General features: G+C 69.5%; 16 protein-coding genes, 1 tRNA gene, 3 pseudogenes and 1 riboswitch. Of the genes and pseudogenes, 9 read left to right on the top strand and 11 right to left on the bottom strand.

Annotated elements, in window-relative coordinates; all coding sequences use genetic code 11:
- Positions 1-87 precede the first annotated feature (87 nt).
- Both ACWD0A_RS18250 and ACWD0A_RS18255 read right to left on the bottom strand, forming a co-directional pair.
- Positions 88-1,470, bottom strand: coding sequence for a hypothetical protein (locus tag ACWD0A_RS18250; RefSeq protein WP_451299243.1), 1,383 nt, complete (start codon positions 1,468-1,470; stop codon positions 88-90).
- A 75-nt stretch (positions 1,471-1,545) separates the two neighbouring features.
- Positions 1,546-2,323 (bottom strand): annotated as a pseudogene (locus ACWD0A_RS18255) (DUF4097 family beta strand repeat-containing protein).
- A gap of 163 nt (positions 2,324-2,486) precedes the next feature.
- Between ACWD0A_RS18255 and ACWD0A_RS18260 the strand changes: the two are divergent.
- Together ACWD0A_RS18260 and ACWD0A_RS18265 are read left to right on the top strand one after the other, a co-directional pair.
- Positions 2,487-2,561 (top strand) — tRNA-Val (locus ACWD0A_RS18260).
- 764 nt (positions 2,562-3,325) lie between these two features.
- Positions 3,326-4,468: an IS110 family transposase gene (locus tag ACWD0A_RS18265; protein WP_451299245.1), complete on the top strand. Its 1,143-nt coding sequence runs from the start codon at positions 3,326-3,328 to the stop codon at positions 4,466-4,468.
- A gap of 32 nt (positions 4,469-4,500) precedes the next feature.
- Here ACWD0A_RS18265 and ACWD0A_RS18270 read toward each other — a convergent pair whose 3' ends face one another.
- Positions 4,501-4,938 (bottom strand): hypothetical protein, encoded by a 438-nt coding sequence (locus tag ACWD0A_RS18270; RefSeq protein WP_451299247.1) that lies wholly within the window; start codon positions 4,936-4,938, stop codon positions 4,501-4,503.
- A gap of 329 nt (positions 4,939-5,267) precedes the next feature.
- Here ACWD0A_RS18270 and ACWD0A_RS18275 point away from each other — a divergent pair.
- Both ACWD0A_RS18275 and ACWD0A_RS18280 read left to right on the top strand, forming a co-directional pair.
- Positions 5,268-5,844, top strand: a pseudogene (locus tag ACWD0A_RS18275) (IS5/IS1182 family transposase); the annotation flags it as partial.
- Between the two features lie 361 nt (positions 5,845-6,205).
- The gene (locus ACWD0A_RS18280) at positions 6,206-8,281 is read left to right on the top strand and encodes a PA14 domain-containing protein (protein WP_451299249.1); all 2,076 of its coding nucleotides are present in this window, start codon (positions 6,206-6,208) and stop codon (positions 8,279-8,281) included.
- A 302-nt stretch (positions 8,282-8,583) separates the two neighbouring features.
- Here ACWD0A_RS18280 and ACWD0A_RS18285 read toward each other — a convergent pair whose 3' ends face one another.
- From ACWD0A_RS18285 to ACWD0A_RS18300, 4 genes are all read right to left on the bottom strand, one after another.
- Positions 8,584-9,126, bottom strand: a complete 543-nt coding sequence (locus ACWD0A_RS18285) for an SMI1/KNR4 family protein (protein ID WP_451299251.1) — start codon at positions 9,124-9,126, stop codon at positions 8,584-8,586.
- Positions 9,127-9,487: 361 nt separating this feature from the next.
- Positions 9,488-9,973 carry a hypothetical protein gene (locus ACWD0A_RS18290; protein WP_451299253.1) on the bottom strand — a complete coding sequence of 162 codons (486 nt, stop codon included), beginning with the start codon at positions 9,971-9,973 and terminating at the stop codon, positions 9,488-9,490.
- A gap of 585 nt (positions 9,974-10,558) precedes the next feature.
- Entirely contained in the window at positions 10,559-11,512 is a 954-nt protein-coding gene (locus ACWD0A_RS18295) for a DUF4344 domain-containing metallopeptidase (RefSeq protein WP_451299255.1), read from the bottom strand.
- 109 nt (positions 11,513-11,621) lie between these two features.
- A complete protein-coding gene (locus tag ACWD0A_RS18300) occupies positions 11,622-12,272 on the bottom strand; it encodes a hypothetical protein (RefSeq protein ID WP_451299257.1) in 651 nt (216 codons plus the stop codon).
- A 287-nt stretch (positions 12,273-12,559) separates the two neighbouring features.
- On the opposite strand from ACWD0A_RS18300, the gene ACWD0A_RS18305 reads away from it, so the two are divergent.
- The 5 genes from ACWD0A_RS18305 (at position 12,560) to ACWD0A_RS18325 (ending at position 17,494) form a co-directional block, all read left to right on the top strand.
- Positions 12,560-12,823 carry a hypothetical protein gene (locus tag ACWD0A_RS18305; RefSeq protein ID WP_451299259.1) on the top strand — a complete coding sequence of 88 codons (264 nt, stop codon included), beginning with the start codon at positions 12,560-12,562 and terminating at the stop codon, positions 12,821-12,823.
- The gene (locus ACWD0A_RS18310) at positions 12,820-13,050 is read left to right on the top strand and encodes a hypothetical protein (protein WP_451299261.1); all 231 of its coding nucleotides are present in this window, start codon (positions 12,820-12,822) and stop codon (positions 13,048-13,050) included. The genes ACWD0A_RS18305 and ACWD0A_RS18310 overlap by 4 nt, the downstream gene beginning before the upstream one ends.
- Positions 13,051-14,222: 1,172 nt before the next feature.
- Entirely contained in the window at positions 14,223-15,554 is a 1,332-nt protein-coding gene (locus tag ACWD0A_RS18315) for a phosphatase PAP2 family protein (protein WP_451299263.1), read from the top strand.
- 375 nt (positions 15,555-15,929) lie between these two features.
- Positions 15,930-16,106, top strand: a complete 177-nt coding sequence (locus ACWD0A_RS18320) for a hypothetical protein (protein WP_177150028.1) — start codon at positions 15,930-15,932, stop codon at positions 16,104-16,106.
- Positions 16,103-17,494 (top strand): glycosyltransferase, encoded by a 1,392-nt coding sequence (locus ACWD0A_RS18325; protein WP_451299265.1) that lies wholly within the window; start codon positions 16,103-16,105, stop codon positions 17,492-17,494. The genes ACWD0A_RS18320 and ACWD0A_RS18325 overlap by 4 nt, the downstream gene beginning before the upstream one ends.
- Before the next feature lie 39 nt (positions 17,495-17,533).
- On the opposite strand, the gene ACWD0A_RS18330 is transcribed toward ACWD0A_RS18325, so the two are convergent.
- From ACWD0A_RS18330 to cobN, 4 genes and pseudogenes are all read right to left on the bottom strand, one after another.
- Entirely contained in the window at positions 17,534-18,070 is a 537-nt protein-coding gene (locus ACWD0A_RS18330) for a DinB family protein (RefSeq protein ID WP_451299267.1), read from the bottom strand.
- Between the two features lie 85 nt (positions 18,071-18,155).
- The gene (locus tag ACWD0A_RS18335) at positions 18,156-18,956 is read right to left on the bottom strand and encodes an SAM-dependent methyltransferase (protein WP_451299269.1); all 801 of its coding nucleotides are present in this window, start codon (positions 18,954-18,956) and stop codon (positions 18,156-18,158) included.
- Positions 18,957-19,115: 159 nt separating this feature from the next.
- Positions 19,116-19,463 (bottom strand): annotated as a pseudogene (locus ACWD0A_RS18340) (VOC family protein); the annotation flags it as partial.
- On the bottom strand, positions 19,460-23,095 hold the full coding sequence (gene cobN / locus ACWD0A_RS18345) for a cobaltochelatase subunit CobN (protein ID WP_451299271.1): 3,636 nt from the start codon (positions 23,093-23,095) through the stop codon (positions 19,460-19,462). The pseudogene ACWD0A_RS18340 and the gene cobN, both read right to left, overlap by 4 nt.
- 45 nt (positions 23,096-23,140) lie before the next feature.
- Positions 23,141-23,274, bottom strand: a riboswitch (cobalamin riboswitch).
- Positions 23,275-23,296 lie beyond the last annotated feature (22 nt).

Consider the following 23,296-nt stretch of genomic DNA (forward strand, 5'->3'; position numbering starts at 1 on the left):
GTGGGCGAGCGCCCTCGGGTCAGACGCGTCCGGTGTCGGGCCCCTTCCGCTGCCGCCGTTGCCGGTCGGGGGCGAGCGCCCCGCGGATCAGACGCGCCCGGTGCCGCCGCCGCGCTCCTCGCGGATCCGCTCGACGACATGCGCGACCGCGCGCCGCACCGCCTCCGTCTCCTGCAGGAAGTGCCAGTAGTCGGGGTGGCGGCCCTCCAGCCCGGACACCGCCCGCTCCAGGCGGGCTACCGAGTCGTCCAGGGGCCGGGCATGGCGCGGGTCCGGGGTGTTCCGCCCGGTCATGGCCAGCCGCTGGGCGTCACGGATCGCGAACCGGGTCCGTTCGATCTCCTGCTGCGGATCCTTGGCGACGGCGTTGAGCCGCTGAAGACGGCCGCCGGCCGCGGAGACGGCCTCGTCCGTGGCGTTGAGCAGGGCGCGGACCGTACTGAGCAGGGCGGTGGCGTCGGGCCAGCGCTGCTCCTCGCGCGCCTTGCCGGCCTCCTTCAACTTCTCCTCCGCCCGGCGGATGCCGACCGCGGCCTGCTCGGGAACGGGCTGGAGGTCCTGCCAGCACTCCGCCGAGAAACGCCGCCGCAGCTCGCTGAGGACGGGCTGGACGGAATCGGCGCGGGTGCTCAGGGCCTGGGCACGGGTGCGCAGGGACACCAGGCGCCGGTCGATCTCGGCCGCGCGCTCGGGCAGCCGCTCGGCCTCGGCCCGTACGGCCTCGGCGTCGCGCAGCACGCGGTCGGCGCGCTGGAGCGTCTCGGTCACGCCGTGCCGGCCGGCGCCCTCGTTCAGCTTGGTCAGCTCGGGGCCGAGGGCGGCGAGCCGGCCGGCGAGATCGTCCGCTCTCAGTCCGGAGCTGCGCACCGAATCGAGAGCATTGCTCGCGGAGAGGAGCGCCTGTCGCGCACGCTCCACGGCGGGCGCGAGCCGGGCGAGCTGCGTCTCCGCCTTGTCGAGCAGCGGCCCGAGCCCCTGCGCGAACCGGTCGAGCTCGCCCTTGACCCGTACGAGCTCGTCCTTGGCCCGGTGAAGCTCCGTACGCGCCCGGGCGGCGACCGACGCCTCCAGATCGTCCCGGTCGAGGTCATGCGCGTCGACGGCGGTGATGTAGGTGTGGCTCACCTCGTCGATACGGCGCCCCAGCGAGGCGAAGTCGTCCACCGCGCGGCGGGCACCCGGCGAACTGTCCACGGCGCTGATCGTCTCGATCGAGATCCGCAGATCGCGCTGGGCGCTGTCCAGCTCGTAGAACGCGGCGGCCGCCGCGTCCTTCGCGGCCTGGGCGTCGGCCCGCTGGCTCTCGCCGCGCCCGCCGAACCAGCGCCGCGTGCCGCCCGCGGCGAAGGCCGCCGGCAGCGCGGCGGCGAGGAGCGGCAGCGGGAGCAGCACCAGCGCGAGGGCGTCCCGCACGTCCCGGACGGCGCTCGCTCGCGCCTCGCGGTGCGGCCGCGCGTGTCTCGCCGTCACATGCCTCTCCCGTGCCGTGTCCGCCGTGCCCGTTCCGGTCAATACTCCCACCAGAAGGACGAACACACGGGCCTGTTAGTTCATGCTGCGCACCACGACTTTCCCGTTGTCGCTGCGTGCCGTGACGATGTGCCTGCTGTCGTCGTCGGTCGGCACGGCGATGTCCACGTCGCCGTTGCGGCTCTCGGCCCTGACGGCGTACGGAGCGCCGGAAGCGGGCAGCTCGATGTCGATGCGTCCGTTGTCGCTCACGGTCTCGACCCGCTCGGGCACGGCGCCGAGCCCGAGCCGTACGGACCCGTTGTCGGACGTGGCGGTGACGATCCTGGAGGTGACACGCTCCGTGACGATGCTGCCGTTGTCGCTGCCGAGCGTGAGCGGCCCGCTGGAGTCGCGTACGGTCACGCTGCCGTTGTCGGAGGTGATCTTCAGCGGGGTGGTGAACCCGTCGGCGGTGCCGCTCCCGTTGTCGTCGTCGACGGTGACGGCGACGTCACGGGGCACCTTGACGCGGTGCCGCGCCTCGCAGTCACTGGCGACGGCCTCGCAGGGTCACGTCCAGCGTCAGCGTCCCGTCCCGCATGCCCCACGAGGCCGAGGGCCCGCTGCCGAACATCACCCACCCGTCGACCTGACGGGTGACCTGCACGTCGTCGATGTCGGCGGGCACGATCTCGAGTGCGGAGCCGTCGGCGTCGACGGTCAGCGCCTTGCCCCCGAAGGCGAACGCCTTCCTCTCCACGGGAGCCTCGTTCGCATCGGCGCTCCCGCACCCATGGACGCCGAGGACGCCGACGAGAACGGCGGCGCCGGCGAGCGCGACGCGGGCTGGGCGATGACGGATGACGGACATGGCGATCGTTCCCCCAGGTGGCACGGCTGATGCGCCCACGCTACGAGCCCTCCGGCCGGGTCTCGATACGGCGGCCCACCGCATCGGGGGTGGGGCCGGCCCCCAGGTCGCCCATGGGTTTGGAGGTGGGGGGTGTGCGCAAGGTAGGCTGTGGCGCATCCACGGGTGCGTAGCTCAGGGGTAGAGCGCTGCTCTTACAAAGCAGATGTCGGCGGTTCGAAACCGTCCGCGCCCACCAGTGCGAAGGCCCCCAGCCGATCACGGCTGGGGGCCTTTGACATCCACCTTGACAGTGGCGGCGGTGGTCCCATCTGGTCATTGACATGCTGGTCGGAGCCTTTCAGCGGCTCCCGATGTACCCAGCGCAGTCCCTGATCAGCCAGGGTGTTTCTGCCGATGTCACGGCAGCCTACGAGCGCCTGTGCGCCCAAGGGTTCACGAGTCGGCTCGTGCCCGAAGCCGCTCGGGATGAAGTGAGTAAGAGCCTTCTCTACGAGGTCAAGGCGCTTGCCTCGCGCACAGCGCGGCGTCGCGCGGTCCGGCGACTCGGGCGGCGCTCCTTTCTTGGCCCCGCTCTGGCCCGGGCGCCGACCGCACGCCAACGACGAAGGGTTGATGGCGGTGAACCCGGATGGGGCTGGGGCGGCCGGCTCCACGGCTTTAGGCAGCCACCATGGGGCGAGCCTCGAAGATCGGAGACCACATCGGGCTCTAGCGGGCAGGTCCACAGACTGCCCGAGTCGCGGCAAGCTCACCGGCCCCGATCTCTCGCCCCATGGCAGCTCCCGCCCAAAGCCGCTCCGTAAGTTGTTCGGTGGTCCGGGAGAGTCGGGTGTGGCTCTAAAACCGCTTGCCCATAGGTGGCTCCGGTGGAGTGGCCGCCCGACTCTCCGGGACGCCCTGGCCGCTGATTGAGATGTGCGCATTGGTCGCTGTTTACGGAGCTGACGGCGGGTGTTCCTCGGACCGAACGGCATGCTGCCTGACGCTGAGGAGAAGCACATGGCCGAGCATGTGACCCGCCTCTGGGTCGGGATCGACGCAGGCAAGGCCCATCACTGGCTGGCCGCGGTCGACGACGCCGGGGCAACGGCCTGGAGCCGGAAAGTTCACAACGACGAAGCCGCGATTCTGACCGCACTCGGCGAGCTTCTCGACCTCGCGGACGAGGTGCACTGGGCCGTGGACATCGCCGGCACAGCATCCGCGCTGTTGCTGGCCTTACTCGCCGCCCACGGCCAACAGGTCGTCTACGTTCCCGGCCGGACGGTCAACCGGATGTCCGGCGCCTACCGCAGTGAAGCCAAGACGGACGCTCGCGACGCCTACGTGATCGCCGACACCGCGCGATTGCGGCGAGACTTCAGCTCTATCGAGGTGCCCGCCCAGCTCGCCGCCGACCTGGCACTGCTGACCGCCCGCCGAACCGATCTGATCGCCGATCGAGTCCGCATGCTCAACCGGCTCCGCGACGTGCTCACCGGCATCTTCCCCACGCTGGAAAGCGCCCTACGCCGCCGCGGCCAGGCCCGCCTCACCGCCTGGCTGGCAGGCCGGAAGGTGCGCAACCCCGCCTCGGTTGCCGCCACCGCACTCCACGCCGCGCAGGCCCAGCACACCACGCTGCCGGGCCAGGACATCGCCGCCGCAATCGTCGCAGACATTGCCGCTCAGGTACTGGCCCTGGACGACCGGCTCAAGCACATCGACCAACAGATCCGGCAGACCTTCCACACCCACCCCCAGGCCGACATCATCGAGTCCCTGCCGGGCATGGGCCCCATCCTCGGCGCCGAGTTCATCGTCGCCGCAGGCGACCTGGCCGCCTACCCCGACGCCGGCCACCTCGCCTCCGCCGCCGGACTCGTGCCCGTCCCCAGGGACTCCGGACGCCGCACAGGCAACCTCCACCGCCCCAAGCGCTACAGCCGCCGCCTCCGCCGGGTCTTCTACCTGTCCGCCCAGACCAGCATCATCCGCGAAGGCCCCAACCGCGACTACTACTTGAAGAAGCGTGGCGAAGGCTGCAAACACATCCAAGCCGTGATCGCCCTCGCCCGCCGACGCGTCAACGTCCTCTGGGCCCTACTCCGAGACAGTCGGCGCTTCACGACAGCCCCACCAACGGCTGCCTCGGCAGCTTGACTGGGTCATTAAGACTCCGCCGACCTCGTTTCCTAGTGGCCGTAGATGTGCCCTCGCACCAGTGGGTCGTTCTCCAGGATGAAGTCCGAGACCTTCCAGAACTCGTTCAAGCGCGGGTGCTGCAAGGCGGCTTCGCGATCGAGTTTCAGCCCGAAGAGCGGCCCGTCGGGGTGGGTCAGGCCTGCGGTCACAAGCGTGGAGGCAGGCGTGGTCTGCCCCACCACCGGACCGATGCGGCAGGCGAAGGCGACGTGGTCACTCCACTGGTCCGGTCCCTCGCCCCACGACCCGAAGATGACGTCTATCCAGGCATCGTGGTCTCGGTCGGTGTGGTGGTAGCAGTTCGCGAAGTACACGGCGTGCGGAGCACCGTCGGCATAGATGAAGTCCCACGCCCGCTCAATGGGCGCATTGCAGCAGTCGCAGGTGAACTCGCGCGTCTGGCGGTCGGGACCGAAGGTCAGCAGCATGCGCACATGATGCTTGATCCGGCGATGGGCGCTCCTGGCGGGTGCCGCGTGCCCCGCGCGTGCCCGACCGGTCGGAGGCGAGCGGGGAGCCGCGGGGAACAAGAGTGACGAGGCCGCTCCCCCGGCAGGTCAGCGAACTGGCAGGTCAACCGGAAGCACCTACGGGATCTTCCAAACTGGTGACGGGGAAGGCTAGGCACCGGAAGAACGCCGTTAAGGGCGACCGGCAGTAGGCGTGCACCGGCGGTCGGAGGGTGCCCCGAACGAAGAGCAGGCACGAACTCCGGTGATCATGGAGTTCTCTACGCTCAGTGATCACCGGAGGGCTCGTGCCTGTTCTGCCATCGTGCCTGCTCGACCCCCTGTGGGACCAATTCGCGGCGCTGCTGCCCGAGCACGTGGACAGCCACCCGCTGGGCTGCCACAACCCGCGCATCCCCGACCGGATCGTGTTCGAGCGCATCGCCGGGCCCGGCTGTTCGGACCGCACCACCGGCGGCGCCTCACATACTGGGCCGAGCTGGGGATATCCGCGCAGGTCCACACACTGGCGCTGCAGGCGTACGACCGCATGATCGGCCTGGAGCTCGGCGAGCTGTCCGTGGACTGCTGCATCACCAAGGCGCCCTGCGGCGGCGAGGCCGCCGGACGCTCCCCGGTGGACCGGGGCAAGCAGGACCAGAAGCGCTCGGTGGCCTCCGAGGCCCGCGGCGTCCCACTCGGCCTGATCCCAGCGGGGCCAACCGGCATGACTCGCCCCTGCTGGTGCCGACCCTGGAAGCCGCGAAGACCCAGGTTGGGCCGCTGCCCGAGCAGGTAAGCGTCAACCTGGACCGCGGCTACGACAGCGACAAGACCCGTTGTGCACTGGCGGAACTCGGCTTCACCGGCGAGACCGCCCGCAAGACGCCTAGCTCCAAGGCACTGGGGGAGGAACGCCTGCCCACAGCGGCGGCGGGGAGGCGCGCCTGTGTGAACGGGGCGCACGCGCCCGTGGCACGCGCACTCTCCCCGTGCGCCCCGGCAGGAGTGGACGGGCCCCAGCCCCGCACAGGATGACGGTCCCCGTGCGGCAGCGGGTCGCCGGCCTCACCCAGCCCTGGTACGGCGGCCCGTGGCGTACTCGTACGAACACGACACCCGCCCCCACGCCATATGTGAGGGACGCCACACCCGAAGCCCGCACAACCCCCCGCTCTTCCCGAAGGTCTGGGTCGGCGGTGGGAAGACACCGTCTTCCCACCGCCGACCCAGAACGAAGGAAGGCATGAACCGAGCCACTCGTGCGTCCGCCCTCGCCGCGACCACCGTCCTCGCGACGACCGGAGCCCTGCTCACGTGCACGTCCGCCGCCGGTGCCGCCACGGCGACCGTGACCTGTAAGTCGCCCGTCTTCAAAAGGCAGTTCTACGCGAACACGACCTTCTCCGGTACGCCGAAGAAGACCGACTGCGATGCGAAGATCGATCAGAACTGGGGCACCGGCGCCCCCGCCGCCGGGCTGCCCAGCAACTACTTCGGCGTGCGCTGGACGGTCACCCGGGACTTCGGCTCCGGCGGCCCGTTCTCGATCCCCGTCGCGACCCGCGACGGCCTGCGCGTCTACCTCGACGGCACGCGCAAGGTCGACATCTGGAAGAACGTCTCGACGACCCAGACGAAGACCGTCAACATCACCATCCCGTCCGGGACGCACACCCTCCGCTTCGACTTCGTCAACTGGACGGGCGCCGCGAACGTCAAGGCGGACTACCTGCCCCGCACGTCCGCCACCGTCGACACGGTCAAGCCCCTCGTGCCCACCGGCACCTCCCTTACGTACGGCTCCTCGTACCAGGCCAACTTCAGCTGGACGGCCAACAAGGAGATGGACCTCGCAGGCTACCGCGTGTACCGCCGGCTCCAGGGCACCTCGTACGGCACCAAGCCGCTGGCCACGACGACCTCCACCTCGTACACGGACACCACGCTGCCGAAGAACGGCGCGGTCTACTACTACGAGGTCCGCGCCTACGACAAGGCGGGCAACGCGTCCGCGGGTACGGCGGACAAGTCCGTCACCACCGTCGACGAGAGCGCTCCCGCGGCGCCGAAGGGGGTCGAGGACGCCTGGAAGCCCGACTACTCCGAGAAGGTCAGCCTCTCCTGGTACGGGAACACCGAGGCGGACCTCGCCGGGTACAACGTGTACCGCTCCACCACCGGCTGGCCGGTCGTGCTCACCGCGGCGAACCGGCTGAACGGCGACAAGCCGCTCAGCGGAGCCTGGTACGAGCAGCCGCTGCCGCAGACCGGGGACACGTACTACTACGTCGTCACGGCGGTCGACACGCACGGCAACGAGTCGGCGGCTTCCGGCACGGCGGAGCTCTACACGCGGGACAAGACGGGTCCCGTGAACACCGCGTACAACGCGACGGCGGTCGAGGACGAGCGCGGGGTCACGCTGACCTGGGACAAGTCGGAGGCCACCAGCGAGGACTTCGTCGGTTACACGGTCGTGCGCTACGACAAGCCGCGCACGGAGAGCGGGCGCACGGTCGTGGAGGTCGCCAAGGGCATCCAGGGCACGTCCTTCACGGAGGCGGCCCCGCCGCCGGGCGCCACGTACTACTACTCGGTCGTAGCTGTGGACGACGCGGGGAACGGGGGCACCCCCTCTGTCGAGATGCCGGTCGCCGTCGCAGGGAACAGCACCCCGCCGCCCCCGGTGACGGGCATGACCGCCACCGCCCAGGAGAACGGCGTCTCGCTGAGCTGGGACGCCAGTGACGACCCCGGTCTCGACCACTACCGCATCATGCGGGGCACCCTCATCGACGGCGAGTGGGTCTACAAGCCGCTCATCGACGCCTGGACCCTCAGGCCCAAGGAGTTCACGGAGACCCACCACCTCGACCGTACGGTCGCCGATGGGGAGCAGGTCCGCTACAGCGTCGTCGCCGTCGACCAGTACGGCAACCAGCTCACCCCGGAGACCGGCGCCTCCGTCCAGGACGTCACCGAGCTCGACCTGCGCCCCGACGTCGACGCCGACCCGGCCGTGGGTGACAACCCGCTCGGCCACCTCAACGGCGACGTGTACGGCTCGGTCCGCTGGTGGCTGGGCAGCGACACGGGCGCCAACGGCAGCAAGGTGACCAGCTTCACCGTCTACCGCTGGAACCGGTCGGCCCACGTCTTCGACAAGGTTGACGTCCAGACGCGCGGTGACAGCACCAGCTGGTCGTACGTGGACACCACCATGCCCAAGGGCACGACCACGTACTACCGCGTGACCGCCACCCTCGCCGACGGCACGGAGACGGCCGCCCGCGAGACGGCGATCGCCTCGGTGGACTAGCTCCCGCCAGGGGAAGCAGTGGAGGCGCCCGGCCGGAGTTCCCGGCCGGGCGCCTCCCTGTTCTGTGCCGCTGTATGCGTCAGAGCGAGCCGCGGGCCGCTGCCTCGACGAAGTCCGAGAACGCCTTCGGCGTCACCTTGAAGGCGGCCGCGCCACCACCCGCAGGCTGAAGTAACGCCTACTGCCGGACGCTCTAAGCTCCCTGAACAAAGCCGATCGCCACCGCACGGAACAACCTCATGGCTGACAGCGTGCCGGGGAAGGGTGATCGCTGTCACCTGTGCCTGCGGAGCTGTAGCCGATCAGTCGATGCGGTCGCTCAGGCCCAGCACCTTCGGGTCGTCACTCGGGAAGCTCCTGGGCATGCCCGGCACGTGGATGGTGCGCCGGTACACGCCGGCTAGGAACTCGACGGCACCGACCGGGAACTCCGACCAGTCGCCGTTGTCTCCACGGACGACCACCGGCCATGCGTCCGGGGCCGCGGGGCTCGTCCTCCAGTAGAAGGAGTCCCCCGAAGTGGACTCCGCCCAGCAGATCAGGCCTCCCGGCTGCGGGTAGGGAACGTAGCCCTCGGTGTCGCCCATCTCGTACAGATCCTGAAGGATCTCGTCCTCTCTGGACGCGGACGCCCATGACGCCTCGGCACCGGGCCGGGGAACGGACACCTTCAGGAAGTCGTCGACGACCAGGACCGGATACGCCTCCGCCAGAGAGCGGAAGTCCGAGGGCAGCGCCGTACCCAGGTCCGCCTCGAGGGTCGCCCAGTCCACGCTACGGCGCGCCGGCGCACGCCACTGTGTCATCGACGGAAGCGCCGCCTCCAGCTCTTCGACTCTCAGCATGGTGTCTGCCAATCCATGATGTTCAATCACCTCGCGTCCAGACCGAGATCAGGGTCTCGGACCGACTGCGCGTACACGAAAGGGACGCGGCCGGAGTGCAGCAGCGCAGTACCGCAACCCCAGCAACCCCCCGTCCTGCAGCGTTCCTCGGGGCCTCGTAGCGGCCGGTATCACTGTCGCTGACCCATCCGGTTAGAGCGGCGGATCAGAAGGTCTCTGACAACTACGCTGACGTCAACGGCCGGGGACAGGGGGGCATATCGGCGTCCCGGTCCGGTCGTCATGAGGACAGCACCAAGCGTCAGCGTCCCGGCCCGATCGAACTCCTGAGGCGGTGGTCGCCTACTGGTTGCCGGCGTGTTCAGTCTTCGCCCACCTGAAGCAGCGCAACAACAAGCCCGTTCCCAGCGCCCGCCACAACGCCGTCGAAGGTCTGTCGGGTCACGGGGCTCCATGCTCGGACGCCGGAGGAGAAGTCGTCGATGTTCGTCCACCATCGAGCCTCGTGGCCCATGAGTTTCACAAGGCGCTCAGCGGCTCGAAGCGCATGCGCACGGTCGGCCCGAAGGCGCCCAGGGAACACCAGGTCATGGACCGACAGATGGGTCAGTAGCTCTACCGCGCGATGTCCGCTCGCCTCACTCAGCACGTTGGCAATCTCTACCGGTGAGTCCGGCCCCTCAGCGCCCTGCACGGTATAGCGCGCCCATGCCTGCTGTGCCTCCTCGGCGAGACGGTGAACCTCCTGAGCAACGGCGCCGACGCCTCCGGGAGTCACCAGCCCGTAGACGCTCTTGCCGTCCGCCAGCGACCCCACCAGTCTCTGCAGCTCCGTCCTTATATCCATGAAACCCATGCTTCCAGAGGGCGGCTCCCTCGGTGTTCGTGCCAGATCGAGCGGTCAGCCGTGGTCAATTGAGGGCGACCACGGGGTCTACCCCCTCGGAACGGCCGTCGCAACTTCCATAGGTGATGAGCTGGGGTGATGCCTGTGATGCCGCTGCCAGGCTTACAAAGCGGATGTTGACGGCCCCGCGCTGGTTCTGGACCCCCGAACCGCCCCCCGGACTTCGTGCGTCAGACACTGTGCGGCCAGCATGAGTACCCATACTCAACCGTCACCTGCACGAGTCCGAGCGCGAGCGCCGACCTTGTCAGGGTGACCTGGGCAAGCCCGCAGACGGCCACGCTCCTCGTCGGCCTCTGCCGGCCGGACCTTCCTGATCTGCGTCGTCGAGTCGCTCTCTGCCGCAGGAACAGATCGCGTCTCCTTGGCGACGATCACCGGCTCACAGCGACGGTTCGCCGTCTTCCTCTCGGAAGACCCCATGCGCTGCGTCGCCTGCATGGGCTGACCAGCGACCCCATGGTGTTGTCCGTTGTCAGCAGTTCTCAGGGGTGGCAGGAGATGCGAGCCGACGGCTCTGAATGCTCATTGCCCGCTGCGGATCTTGTCGAGCTGCCTCTCGAAGGCCTTCGTCTCCGCGATCAGCTGGTCGCGTGCGTCCTCCTGCGTCTTGTCGCCCTGGTCCCTGAATGCCTCGCTGAAATGTGGCTCGAGTTGGGTCCACCAGCCGAAGTCCAGCATCGCCCATGCCTGCGGACACAACGGGGCGCGCGTTTTCGGCAGGTAACCTGCACCGACCAGGGGCCCGTGGAACTTCTTCGGGTCGCTCCCCTCGAGGTAGCAAAGGAAGTTGAAGACCCGTTGCTGGGTGACAGGGTGATCGCTCGAGAGGCCCTCCAGCGTCAACTCGCCCTCCTCGCGGGCGACCTCGTCGAAGAGAATTGCGGCGGCCAGCGACGGACCCGGCCCGACCTCGTTGACGGTATAGAACGACGCGAACCCGTCGGCGGCGTCTTCCTCGAGGCCGAGGTTCGGAAGCAGAAGCTGACGCTGCAGAGCATGGCCCATCTCGTGGCCGAAGATGAACTGGGTCGACAGCACAGTCAGGTCGTCGGCGTTGAAACTGGCCTTGGGGAACAGGGCGGGACGCTTGACGGTCTTGACCACGTTGCTGAGCACCCCTTCGATCCGGGTCAGGAACGACGGGGGCACAAAGATCGTCCTGCCGTCGGGCTGGGTGACCGCGTCCGTAACCCCCGGTGGGACCTTGTCGGTGACTTTCACCACCAGGTCATGCGGGAGGGCGACCGACTTGTTCACCCAGTCGGCGACCTGCTCGAACACGCGAGACTTCCGGATCACCTCTACGGCCTGCCGGTCCTTCGGCTTGATCGCGTTGTCGTACACGACTGTGACCTTGCCGTTCGTGTCAGCCTTGGCACTGTCGCCGCCACTCGAGGCGACTGCGAGGCCGGTGACGAGCAGCGCTCCCGCGAGTGCAGTCCTCAACAAGGCCGAGCGTCCACCACTGTTCAGCACCCTGGGTCAGCCCTTTCCTTGGTCAAGACGTCGGGACCATCCCGCTGGTCGATGCCCGGTTCGACGACGCATACCGCCGCAATCGCAGCGCCTGCCGCCGGGCCACGGCTCAGTGGGCGAGGAGCATGTAGGTGTTCTCCAGTTCGTCCTGCACGACGTGGGCATCTCCCGCGACGGTCCGCACGACAAGGTCGTCGTCCGGGATGTGGACCCGGTACTGCCAGCCTTGCGGGAGTCGCAGGCGCTGGCCGAGCGTGGCCAGGGAGTCCAACGTCTGGCTGTCGTCCACGGTGTGGGAGTACGCCTGCAGGACATATGTGCGGTCGCCCGGAGCGAGCAGCGCGTGCACTGGTTTGCCGCTGGACAGGACGTACTCGGTGTCCCGTTTCACCGTGGCGTCGACGTAGAACTTCTTGGCCGTCGCCCCGGTGAGGTCGATCTCCGCGGGGATGCGGAGTTCGGCCACGCAGCGGGCCTCGAGACCGTCGAACATCGCGGTGTTCCCCCACTCGAATGCCGTGACCTCGTCGATCGTCCAGAAGCGGGGTCCGTTCAGGAACACCATCGGCACGTTGAACCTTTCGGCCAGCGCACGGGGGTCGAGCGCGTTCCACCGCTCCGGCGGGCAGTCGTTGAGACCGAAGGTGTTGTAGACGGTTGCCTTGAGACGACCTTCCTCGTCCGGCGAGATGAGAAGGACTTCGCCATAGCGAGCGTTCCGCAGGCCGCTCAGGTGCCGTGCCGATTTCGTCTCGGACATGGCTCCTCCTTGTCACAGCCCGTCTCCGCTTCTGCACGGAGACCGCCTGTGGGGGAAAGGCCCGCCAAGGGTCGGGCCGGGGTAGTACCTCGGGTCGTCCACTCCATCAAGCGCATCACACGCGCGGTGAAGCCGCACGTCGTCCCCGGTGGCGTCGAGCGACGGCCGAGCGGGCGGCGCGCCGGGGTCTTGTGCTGACCAGCGACATTGCCGGGCAGTCGAGGGGCCCGGAGCCGGTCGTCTGCGGCAGCTCGCATGCGACACACTCCTCCTTCATGGAGACTCCAGTGAACGAACTCCGGCGGATCCGGAACGGGCCGGAGCCCGACGAGCAGGCGTTCGTGGTGCGCGTGCACTTCTCGGCCGACGAACCGGACTCGGTGATCGAGCGGGCTCGTGACGTGCTCGGGCGGGTGATCGAGCACGTAGAGCCATGGCCTGCTGAGGAGGACTGGCCGCAGCTGCTGCCCCCTTGGTTCGTGCAGGCATGCGCACCTGAACGGATCCCTCCTTGGATTTCGCCACTCGGTTGGCGCGGTTGCAGGCAATGACCTGGGACGAGAAGGTTGCCGCTTCCCGAGGCCCCTGGAAGCTGTCGAACTGGCTCTACTACTTCGACCCCGTCGACGGCGAAGGCGACGACCGCAGTTGGTGGTGGTGGGACGCCGCCAGTCGCGGGCCGGACACCGGCTGGATCGATGTCGCCACCACCGGCTGGCCGTATGGAACCGGCTCGTTGTACTGGCTGATCGAGGCTTCCGGCGGGGTGATCTCCTAGAGCAGAGTCAGCCCACCTGGCCCGACTCGAACCGGATGGCCATTTCCAGAACGGGTCGGGGGTGCGGGTCTCCAGTCTGCCGGCCGACGTTCGTGGTGGCGGGGCAGCCAAGGCCGGGACATCAAGCTGCTGGGCGCCTCGCGGCCTCCGCCCGCCCTGTGAGGGCCGGCACCTCACCGACCAGAACCGACGGCACCCGCCTGGTCAACGCCCCTGATTGGCCCGGCAGCCACCCCCCGGACCGGCCACGCGCACACGACACGGACAACGGCACCAGCCTTGGCTCACGTCGGATGGGACCGTGTGGTCCGCGCCCGTAAATGCGAGAGGCGCGAGCATCGCTCTGCCTGATCATGAGCAGATGCCTCTTGAGCAGCCGATCAGCACTCTCAGCCTGCGCCACATCGTCCCGGAGCCCGACGCCTGGTCGCACTGGGTGCAGGTGCGCCCGTTCATCGACGGCCGAGATGTGGTGAAGGAAGTCCTCCCGAGGGGCTGGCCAGCTGCCACGACGTATGGGCCGGTCCGGCGCAGGTCTGGCCGCTGGCAGCGACGGAAGACCCGCGGCGCATCGTTGTGTCCGAGCCCGACTGCACTCCCGGGTGCTGCGGAGCCCTCTACGTCACGATCCGCCGCCAGAACGACCGGGTGATCTGGTCGTCATGTGAGGCGCGGCCGCATTTGGCGTGATCCGTAGGCGCGGTCGAGGTGAACACGGAGGTGGGACAGAGACCGCCTGCCGGGTCTGCGGTTCCGACGACCAGGCGTTCCGGGCAGATGTCGGCCGGCCGGGGCGAGCCGGCGTCCGGCGCCAGGGGCATGTCCGTTTCGACCAGCCTGCGACCGGACGGACCACGCACTCCCCCGCGTTGAGGGCTCGAGCCTCCACCCCGGCACCCGCCCTCCGCCCGCGGAGCCGCCCCGCCGCCCCGACCCGGCCCGCGCAGCGCTACGTGACCGCCGTGGTCGTGCCGCGGGCAAGGGGGAGCCGATCGCTGTATTTGACCTACCCGTGATCAGCGAAACCCCCTTGTTCCGCTAGCATGTTCGAGCTCTTATCGATCGTATTGAAATATCACAAATCGGCTGAAAAATTGATATCCACACTGGCGCGAGGGTCTTCGCGGCGAGGCGGCAGCCCTCGGTTGGCTGCATGGCGTCAACCACGCGTCATGCTGTGGGGCGCGGTGAGTGCGGTGGGCCTCGTATTCCTCATTGCACTGGAGATCGCCGCGCGTCGGTACGGCGAGCGGGGGCCGATCACCGACCAGGCGCGAGAGGTGATATTCGCCCCCAAATCGGGGACGGTGCTGTACGTCAGCATGGCGTTGATGATGGTGGTGCTCACCTGGCGGCAGCGGTTCATCGCGGTCGGGGCCGCGATCGGCATCGACGTCGCCTTCTGGCTTGTGCGGTGGGCTGTCGACGCCAAGATGATGATCGGCAACGGCGCGTTGTGGGTGACTTTGGCCTGTGCCGTCATCGCCGTCACGCGCCGCACCGGCCGTGACCGCGTCCTGCTGTTGAAAGGCGTCGGACTGGCCCTGCTGCTGGTGGCCGGCCGCAAGACCGGATACACCTGGCTGCTGATCACGTCGAAGACGCGCCCGACGGTGCTCGACCAGTACGTGGCAACCGCCGATCACGCGTTGGGCGACCCGTCGTGGGTGGTGGGCCGGATTGTCGCGGCCACCGGCTCGGTCGGCGCCCACGTCCTGGACTGGGTCTACATTCAGCTCGCGGTGGCCGCGGTCGTCGTCGCGCTGTACCAGCTGCGCAACGTGGCGGTCGAGCGCCGCTTCCCGGGTCATCATCTGGTGCGCACATTTCTCGTCATCGGCCTGCTCGGGCCGGGCATCTACATGATCTTCCCGGTGGTCGGACCGATCTTCGTCTACGGTGCAGACGGGGGTCACTGGGCGGTGGCCGATCTGTGGCCGGACACGCCGCCGCCGGTCGGCACCCCGCACCCGATGCCCTTCGACGGGATCACCCCGCGCAACTGCATGCCCAGTCTGCACACGGCGTGGGCTACCGCGATCTTCATCCACTCCCTCAAGGGCCCGTGGGCTCTGCGCTTCCTGGGCGCCTTCTGGCTGATCGCCACGCTCGGCGCAACACTGGGCTTCGGCTACCACTACGGCGCGGACATCATCGCCGGTGTGGTCTTCACGCTCACGATCGAGACGGCGCTGCGCGCGCTCGACCGCGGCTGGGACCGGCCGGGTATTCAGATGGTCGTCTACGGCACCGCGGTCTTCGCTGCGCTCTTGGTGTCGTATCGCTATCTGTCGGTGGAGATGGCCGAACATCCGTGGGTGTTCGGGCCGCTGCTCGTCCTGGCGACGACCTCCGTGGTCTACGGCTACGTACGGACCACCAGTCTGTGGGAACGGAAGGCCGCGTCGGTGCATCTGCCGGAACCGCGACGCGAACCGCAGCCCGAACTGGTTGAGTCACGTGCGGCCGGAATGGTCGCCGCCGACCGAGCGGGCCGGAGCTGAGGATCGGAAGGCGCGTCGCGCCCGATCCGTGCCTGCCGCGTGACGGCCACGGGGTGAGCTCATGTGTGGAGTCCGGTCATGGAGGGCGAGCCGCCGGGCCCGGGCGCGGGGAGGCGTCCCCGGATCTGCCTGGATCTTTCGAATTGTGATGACGAAGTGGTGGAATCATGGAGCATCGGTGTGACTGTGTAAGTACCCTCAGTATCCGATGAGTTGACTCCTCGCCCTTCCCCACCGCTTGTGAGCCGTGCCCCACGCATGGCCGACAGGCAGGGGTGAGGACACGTGCAGACACGTTCCATATTCACTCGCCCCTCCCCCCACGGCGAGCGGGACGGGTCACCTGTCCACACCGTCCATCCAGGAGCAGCACACATGAACTACACAGGGGGGAGCGGCAGCCTCGCCGCTACCGGAGCCGGAGCCATCACCGTGGGTGGGATCGCCTTCCAGCAGCTGTGGCTGCTGGCCTTGGCTGTCCTGATCGTCATCGGTGGCGCTGTCCTCGTCCGAACGAGCTACCGCAGGAACAAGGGGGTTTCTGAGGTATGAATCTGATCCGAGTACGCCGTACTCGGACCCGCATTCTGGCAGGGGTCGCCCTCTCGGGGGCGGCCCTTTCCGTCTGGCTGGTCCGCCACATCCACTCCGGCATCACCACCTGGCAGGGCCAGGGGCAGCACTTCGCCACCGTTTACGCACTCGCCTTCCTCATGCTGATGTGGCAGTGCGTCCTGTACTTCTCCGAACGGCCGAAGAAGGTCACCCCGCGGCAGCAGAAGCAGCTCGAACAGCTGCGGGTCACCGTCCCCATCCCGGTCCGCAACGAGGGCCCCAACGCCTTCAGGGAATGCCTCGCTTCCATCCTGCGCCAGTCCCGCCTGCCGCAGTGCATCATCGTCATCGAGAACGACAACTCGGTGGACTACTCCGCTGTCGAAGCCTGGTTCGAGAAGCAGTGCTCAGCACTGGGGATCCCCCTCATCTGGGAGTCCACCCCCACACCGGGCAAGCGCCACGCCCAGGGTCTTGCTGTCACCGGCGCCCAGCAGGCCGGCGTCACCACGGACGTCTACGTGACGGTGGACTCGGACGCGAACCTGGACGAGCACGCCTTCGCGGAGATCCTCAAGCCGTTCGCGGACAAGGACATCCAGTCGGTAGCCGGGATCGTCCTCGCCTCGAACCTGCGCGGCAATGTCAACGGCCAAGGGAGGCAGCGCAGGTGGAGGGACATGCTCGTGCGCATGACGGATCTGTGGTTCGTCGTGGGCCAGTTGGTGGACCGATCCGCGCAGAGCGCCCTGGGTGGTGTCCTGGTGAACTCCGGCGTTCTTGCGGCCTACCGTGCGGGCATCCTGGACGACAATCTGGACGGCTACCTCAACGAGACCTTCCTGGGCCGCAAGGTCGAGTTCTCCGACGACTCCATGCTGACCATCTACGCCCTTCAGCGGGGCAAGGCGGTGCAGCAGCCCACCGCCTTCGCCACCACCTTGATGCCCGACAACTTCAGCCAGCTGTTCCGAATGTACACCCGGTGGATGCGAGGAGCCTTCATCCGCACCTTCTGGCGCTTCCGATACCTGCGCCTGGACAACTACGCGTACTGGGGACACCTGCTCGGCTGGATACAGATGGTGCTGTCCACCGTCATCTTCGTGGTGTTGTTCGTCTATCTGCCCGCTGTGGAGCAGGCGTGGATGTGGGAGCTGCTGCTCATCCCGGTGCTCATCGGGTACGGCCAGGCCCTCCGGTACCTCGGCTTCAAGCGCAGCGACGACCCGTTCTGGTCCCACTTCCTGACCTTCCTGGCCGCCCCCGTCGCCCAGATCTTCGCCTTCACCGTCTTCCGGGTCGTGCGCTGGTACGCCATGGCGACGTGCTACAAGACCGGCTGGGGCACCCGGCAGAAGGTTGAGCTCGACCTCGCCGGATAGGCGAGGGGGCAGGGCGGTGCGTCCCAGCGCAAGGCCCTCTCAGCCCGGTGGGTCCTCGCCCGTGAGGCCGTCGACCGACTCGCGGGTGAGGTCCGCGTGGCCGACGTGGCGGGCGTACTCCTCGATCAGGTCGATCAGGATGCGGCGAAGGCTGGGGCATTCGCCACGGGGCGTGGTGAAGCGGCCCAGTTGCTCGGGGCCCGCTGTGGTCAGCGCCTCCCGGACGAGGGAGCGCGAGCGGGACACGGCCTCCTGCCAGAGCGCGACGAGCTGCTCGGGGGTGTCCTCGGCGGCCGAGCGCCAGGCCCAGTCCGGGTCGGACTCCCAGTCCACCGCGTCCCACGGCGGTCCTGGGTGCTCCTTGCCGAGCAGCAGACGGGAGAAGTGCGCGTCCTCGACGTGGGCCACGTGTTTGAGCAGTCCGCCCAGCGTCATCGAGGACGCGCCGACCGTCGCCCGCATTCCGGCCGCGTCCAGCCCCGAGCACTTCCACAACAGGGTCGCGCGCCGGCGTTCCAGGGAGCCCAGGAGGGTGGCGGTCTCGTCGCCCGCGAGAGGCGGCTCGGCTGCCGGCATGGCCGGGAGTGTACTGGCCCTACCAGCACGTGAGTTGGGCCGCCGCCGCGCCGGCCGGTGCGGCGGCGGGGCGTGTGCGCCGGGGTTACGGCTTGCGGCCCACCCCGCAGTACGCGTCCACCGCCGGCGCATCGTCCTCGGTGTCGGACGGGCGCCACTGCGTGACCTGGACGACGCCCGGGGACGCCAGCTCCAGGCCGTCGAAGAAGCCGGTGATCTCCTCCACGCTGCGCACGTAGTAGGGGATCGCGCCGCTCTGGTTGTACGCGTTCGACGCCGCGATCATGCCGTCGCTCGTCGCGGTGCTGTCGCTGATCACCAGGTGACTGCCGGACGGCAGACCCGCCATGAGCCGCGCGACCAGGTCGCGCGCCTCGGCGTAGTCGGCGACATGGCCCAGTGTGTTGAGGATCATCAGCGCGACGGGCTCGGAGAAGTCGAGCGTGGACTCCGCCGCCTTCAGGATGTCGTCCGGCGCGTACAGGTTGGCGTCCAGGTACGCCGTGCGGCCCTCGGGCGTGCTCGTGAGGAGGGCGCGGGCGTGGGCGAGCACCATCGGGTCGTTGTCGACGTAGACGATGCGCGAGTCCGGCGCCACCCGCTGCGCCACCTCGTGGGTGTTGTCGGCGGTCGGCAGGCCGGTGCCGATGTCCAGGAACTGCCGGATGCCCTGCTCGCCCGCCAGGTGCGTCACCGCCCGCCCGAGGAAGTGCCGGCTCGTGCGCGCCACGTCGACCAGGCCGGGGAAGATCTGCTTGATGTGGTCGCCGGTCTGGCGGTCGACCTCGTAGTTGTCCTTGCCGCCGACGAAGTAGTTCCAGAAGCGGGCGGAGTGCGGCCTGCTCGTGTCGATCCGGGCGCGTATCTCCGCGGCAGCGTCAGACATGGGGTGGTGTTCCGACACGAGAAACCCTCCTGGGAAGCGGTCCGTGGGGCGGTACGGGGGCACTGACCAGCAAGTCCGGGGGTACGCCGGGCCCCGGACTGATGCAACCGGTCGCCAGCGTAAGGGATTTGGGCACCCGAGGGAGGGAAGAGGTGCTTCTCAGACCGTCGCCGGCCCCGCCCCGACACAGAATTCGTCGCCTTCCGGGTCCGCCATCAGGACGTGATGCCCGTCGAAGACCTCCAGGACGCTGCCGCCCGCCGCGACCAGCCGCTTTGACTCCGCCCGGATCCGCTCCCACCTCTGCTCGGGCGTGCCGTGCCCCGGGACGCGGACGTCCATGTGGAGCCGGTTCCTCGCCGTCTTGGGCTCGGGGACCTTGAGGATGGACAGCCGCGGGCCGACGCCGTCCGGGGCGCAGAGCCAGGCGCCGTCGTCCTCCGAGTCGTCGTCCGGCAGGTCGAACTGGGCGAGCCACTCTGGGGGCACCTCCCGGACCGGCCCTACTCGTCCGCCCCGTCCTCCAGGTCGCCCTCCGTCTCGAGGAACACCTGCCGCAGACCCTCCAGCACCGCCGGGTCCGGCTTCTCCCACATGCCACGGGACTCCGCCTCCAGGAGGCGTTCCGCGATGCCGTGCAGGGCCCAGGGGTTGGCCTCCTGGAGGAAGGCGCGGTTCACCGGGTCCAGGACGTACGTCTGGGTCAGCTTGTCGTACATCCAGTCCGCGACCACGCCCGTCGTCGCGTCGTAGCCGAAGAGGTAGTCGACGGTCGCCGCCAGTTCGAAGGCGCCCTTGTAGCCGTGGCGGCGCATCGCCTCGATCCAGCGGGGGTTGACCACGCGGGCGCGGAAGACGCGGGACGTCTCCTCGACCAGGGTGCGGGTGCGGACCGTCTCCGGGCGGGTGGAGTCGCCGATGTACGCCTCGGGGGCCGTGCCGCGCAGGGCGCGGACCGTGGCCACCATGCCGCCGTGGTACTGGAAGTAGTCGTCGGAGTCCGCGATGTCGTGCTCGCGCGTGTCCGTGTTCTTCGCCGCGACCGCGATCCGCTTGTACGCCGTCTCCATCTCGGCGCGCGCCGGGCGGCCCTCCAGACCGCGGCCGTACGCGTAGCCGCCCCACACCGTGTAGACCTCGGCCAGGTCCGCGTCCGTGCGCCAGTCGCGGGAGTCGATCAGCTGGAGGATGCCCGCGCCGTACGTGCCGGGGCGGGAGCCGAAGATACGGGTCGTGGCGCGGCGTTCGTCGCCGTGTTCGGCCAGGTCGGCCTGGGTGTGGGCGCGGACGTGGTTCTCGGTGGCCGGCTCGTCCAGGGACGCCGCCAGGCGCACCGCGTCGTCCAGCAGGCCGATCGTGTGCGGGAACGCGTCCCGGAAGAAGCCCGAGATGCGCAGGGTGACGTCCACGCGCGGACGGCCCAGCTCCGCGAGCGGGACGGGCTCCAGGCCCGTCACGCGGCGCGACGCGTCGTCCCACACCGGGCGGATGCCCAGCAGGGCGAGTGCTTCGGCGATGTCGTCGCCCGCCGTGCGCATCGCGCTCGTTCCCCACAGGGACAGGCCGACGGACGTGGGCCATTCGCCGTTGTCCGCGCGGTAGCGCTCCAGGAGGGAGTCGGCGAGCGCCTGGCCCGTCTCCCAGGCGAGGCGCGAGGGGACGGCCTTCGGGTCGACGCTGTAGAAGTTGCGGCCCGTCGGCAGGACGTTGACCAGGCCGCGCAGCGGCGAGCCGGACGGGCCCGCCGGGACGAAGCCGCCGTTCAGCGCGTGGACCGCGTGGGTGATCTCGTCCGTCGTACGGGACAGGCGCGGGACCACTTCGAGCGCCGCGAAGCGCAGGATCGCCGCGACCTGCTCGCCGTGGGAGGCGGGCACCGCGTCCGGGTCCCAGTCCGCCGCCTCCATCGCCTCGACCAGCGCGCGGGCCGTGGCCTCCGCCTCGTCGGCCGTCGTCCGGGTCGCCGCGGACTCGTCGAGGCCCAGCGCCTCCCGCAGGCCCGGCAGCGACGTCGTACCGCCCCAGATCTGACGGGCGCGCAGGATCGACAGGACCAGGTTGACCCGCTCCGGGCCGGTCGGCGCGCCGCCCAGGACGTGCAGACCGTCGCGGATCTGCGCGTCCTTCACCTCGCACAGCCAGCCGTCGACGTGCAGCAGGAAGTCGTCGAAGCCGTCGTCGTCCGGGCGGTCGTCCAGCCCGAGGTCGTGATCCAGCTTCGCCGCCTGGATCAGCGTCCAGATCTGCGCGCGGATCGCGGGCAGCTTGGACGGGTCCATGGAGGAGATCTGGGCGTACTCGTCCAGCAGTTGTTCGAGGCGTGCGATGTCGCCGTACGACTCCGCCCGTGCCATCGGCGGCACCAGGTGGTCGACCAGCGTGGCGTGCGCCCGGCGCTTGGCCTGGGTGCCCTCGCCCGGGTCGTTGACGAGGAACGGGTAGACGAGCGGGAGGTCGCCGAGCGCCGCGTCCGGGCCGCAGGCCGCGGACAGGCCCGCGTTCTTGCCCGGCAGCCACTCCAGGTTGCCGTGCTTGCCCAGGTGGATCATCGCGTCCGCGCCGAAACCGCCGTCGTCGGCCGACGCGGCGATCCAGCGGTAGGCGGCCAGGTAGTGGTGCGAGGGCGGCAGATCGGGGTCGTGGTAGATCGCGATCGGGTTCTCGCCGAAACCGCGCGGCGGCTGGATGAGGATCAGCAGGTTGCCGCGGCGCAGGGCCGCCAGCACGATGTCGCCCTCGGGGTTGCGGGACCGGTCCAGGAACATCTCGCCGGGCGCCGGGCCCCAGTGCTCCTCCACGGCCTCGCGCAGTTCGGCCGGGAGCTCGGCGTACCAGCGCTTGTAGTCGGCCGCCGGGATGCGGACCGGGTTGCGGGCGAGCTGCTCCTCGGTCAGCCAGTCCTGGTCGTGGCCGCCGGCCTCGATCAGCGCGTGGATCAGCTCGTCGCCGTCGCCGGAGACGAGGCCCGGGATGTCCGCCTCGGGCCCGAAGTCGTAGCCCTCGGCGCGCAGGCGCCTGAGGAGGGCGACGGCGGAGGCCGGGGTGTCCAGGCCGACCGCGTTGCCGATGCGGGAGTGCTTGGTCGGGTACGCGGACAGGACCAGCGCGATGCGCTTGCGCGCGTTCGGGATGTGGCGCAGCCGGGCGTGGCGTACGGCCGTCCCGGCGACGCGGGCGGCGCGCTCGGGGTCGGCGACGTACGCCGGGAGGCCGTCCTCGTCGATCTCCTTGAACGAGAACGGGACCGTGATCAGCCGGCCGTCGAACTCCGGCACCGCCACCTGGCTGGCCGCGTCCAGCGGGGACAGACCCTCGTCGCTGTCCTCCCACGCCGAGCGCGGGCCCGTCAGGCACAGCGCCTGGAGGATCGGCACGTCCAGGGCCGCGAGCGCGCCCGCGTCCCACGACTCGTCGTCGCCGCCCGCCGACGCCTCGGCCGGGCGCGTGCCGCCCGCCGCGAGCACCGTGGTCACCAGGGCGTCGGCGCTGCGCAGTTGCTCCAGCAGCTCCGGCTCGGGGGCGCGCAGAGACGCCACGTACAGGGGCAGGGCCCGGCCGCCGGCGTCCTCGATCGCACCGCACAGGGCGTCCACGAAGGCGGTGTTGCCGCTCATGTGGTGGGCGCGGTAGTAGAGCACGGCGATCAGGGGACCGTCGGCCTCCCGGCGCGGGGTGCGCGCCAGGCGGCCCCAGGTGGGCGCGGCCGCCGGGGGCTCGAAGCCGTGGCCGGTGAGCAGCACGGTGTCGGACAGGAAGCGGGCGAGCTGCTCCAGGTTGGCCGGGCCGCCGTGCGCGAGGTACGCGTGGGCCTCGGCCGCGATGCCGATCGGGACCGTGGAGGTCTCCATCAGCTGGGCGTCGGGGGCCTGTTCGCCGGTGAGGACGACGACCGGGCGGTCCTGGGCGAGGAGCAGGTCGATGCCCTCCTGCCAGGCGCGCAGCCCGCCGAGGAGGCGTACGACGACGAGGTCGGTGCCCTCCAGGAGGCCGGGGAGGTCCTCGACCGGGAGGCGGGAGGGGTTCGCGAAGCGGTACGCGACCGGTCCGGCTGCCGCGCGGGCGCTGAGCAGGTCGGTGTCGGACGTCGACAGAAGCAGGATGCGGGGCTGCGAGGGCAGTCCCTCGGAAGAGAGCGGCATGCGACGTCTGGCCTTCCTCGGGGTTTCCGCGCCCCGGGCGGTGGAAAACGGCGGGAGTTCCTGGCTCACCCGGTCGCGTGCGCGTGCTGCGCTGCTGCCGGGCTCACAGTGGCGGGACCGCGCCGGGATCTCACCGGGCTTCCTCCCCTGACGCCGTCTTCGGCGGTGACGGACCGTGTGGCCCGCCGTTCAGCATAGTAA

The sequence above is a fragment of the Streptomyces sp. NPDC002867 genome (assembly GCF_053591895.1).

Coding starts and splice junctions, on each gene's coding strand:
- ACWD0A_RS18265 (WP_451299245.1), top strand. CDS start 3,326: ATGGCCGAGCATGTGACCCGCCTCTGGGTCGGGATCGACGCAGGCAAG.
- ACWD0A_RS18270 (WP_451299247.1), bottom strand. CDS start 4,938: ATGCTGCTGACCTTCGGTCCCGACCGCCAGACGCGCGAGTTCACCTGC.
- ACWD0A_RS18280 (WP_451299249.1), top strand. CDS start 6,206: ATGAACCGAGCCACTCGTGCGTCCGCCCTCGCCGCGACCACCGTCCTC.
- ACWD0A_RS18285 (WP_451299251.1), bottom strand. CDS start 9,126: ATGCTGAGAGTCGAAGAGCTGGAGGCGGCGCTTCCGTCGATGACACAG.
- ACWD0A_RS18290 (WP_451299253.1), bottom strand. CDS start 9,973: ATGGATATAAGGACGGAGCTGCAGAGACTGGTGGGGTCGCTGGCGGAC.
- ACWD0A_RS18300 (WP_451299257.1), bottom strand. CDS start 12,272: ATGTCCGAGACGAAATCGGCACGGCACCTGAGCGGCCTGCGGAACGCT.
- ACWD0A_RS18310 (WP_451299261.1), top strand. CDS start 12,820: ATGACCTGGGACGAGAAGGTTGCCGCTTCCCGAGGCCCCTGGAAGCTG.
- ACWD0A_RS18315 (WP_451299263.1), top strand. CDS start 14,223: ATGCTGTGGGGCGCGGTGAGTGCGGTGGGCCTCGTATTCCTCATTGCA.
- ACWD0A_RS18320 (WP_177150028.1), top strand. CDS start 15,930: ATGAACTACACAGGGGGGAGCGGCAGCCTCGCCGCTACCGGAGCCGGA.
- ACWD0A_RS18325 (WP_451299265.1), top strand. CDS start 16,103: ATGAATCTGATCCGAGTACGCCGTACTCGGACCCGCATTCTGGCAGGG.
- ACWD0A_RS18330 (WP_451299267.1), bottom strand. CDS start 18,070: ATGCCGGCAGCCGAGCCGCCTCTCGCGGGCGACGAGACCGCCACCCTC.
- ACWD0A_RS18335 (WP_451299269.1), bottom strand. CDS start 18,956: ATGTCTGACGCTGCCGCGGAGATACGCGCCCGGATCGACACGAGCAGG.
- cobN (WP_451299271.1), bottom strand. CDS start 23,095: ATGCCGCTCTCTTCCGAGGGACTGCCCTCGCAGCCCCGCATCCTGCTT.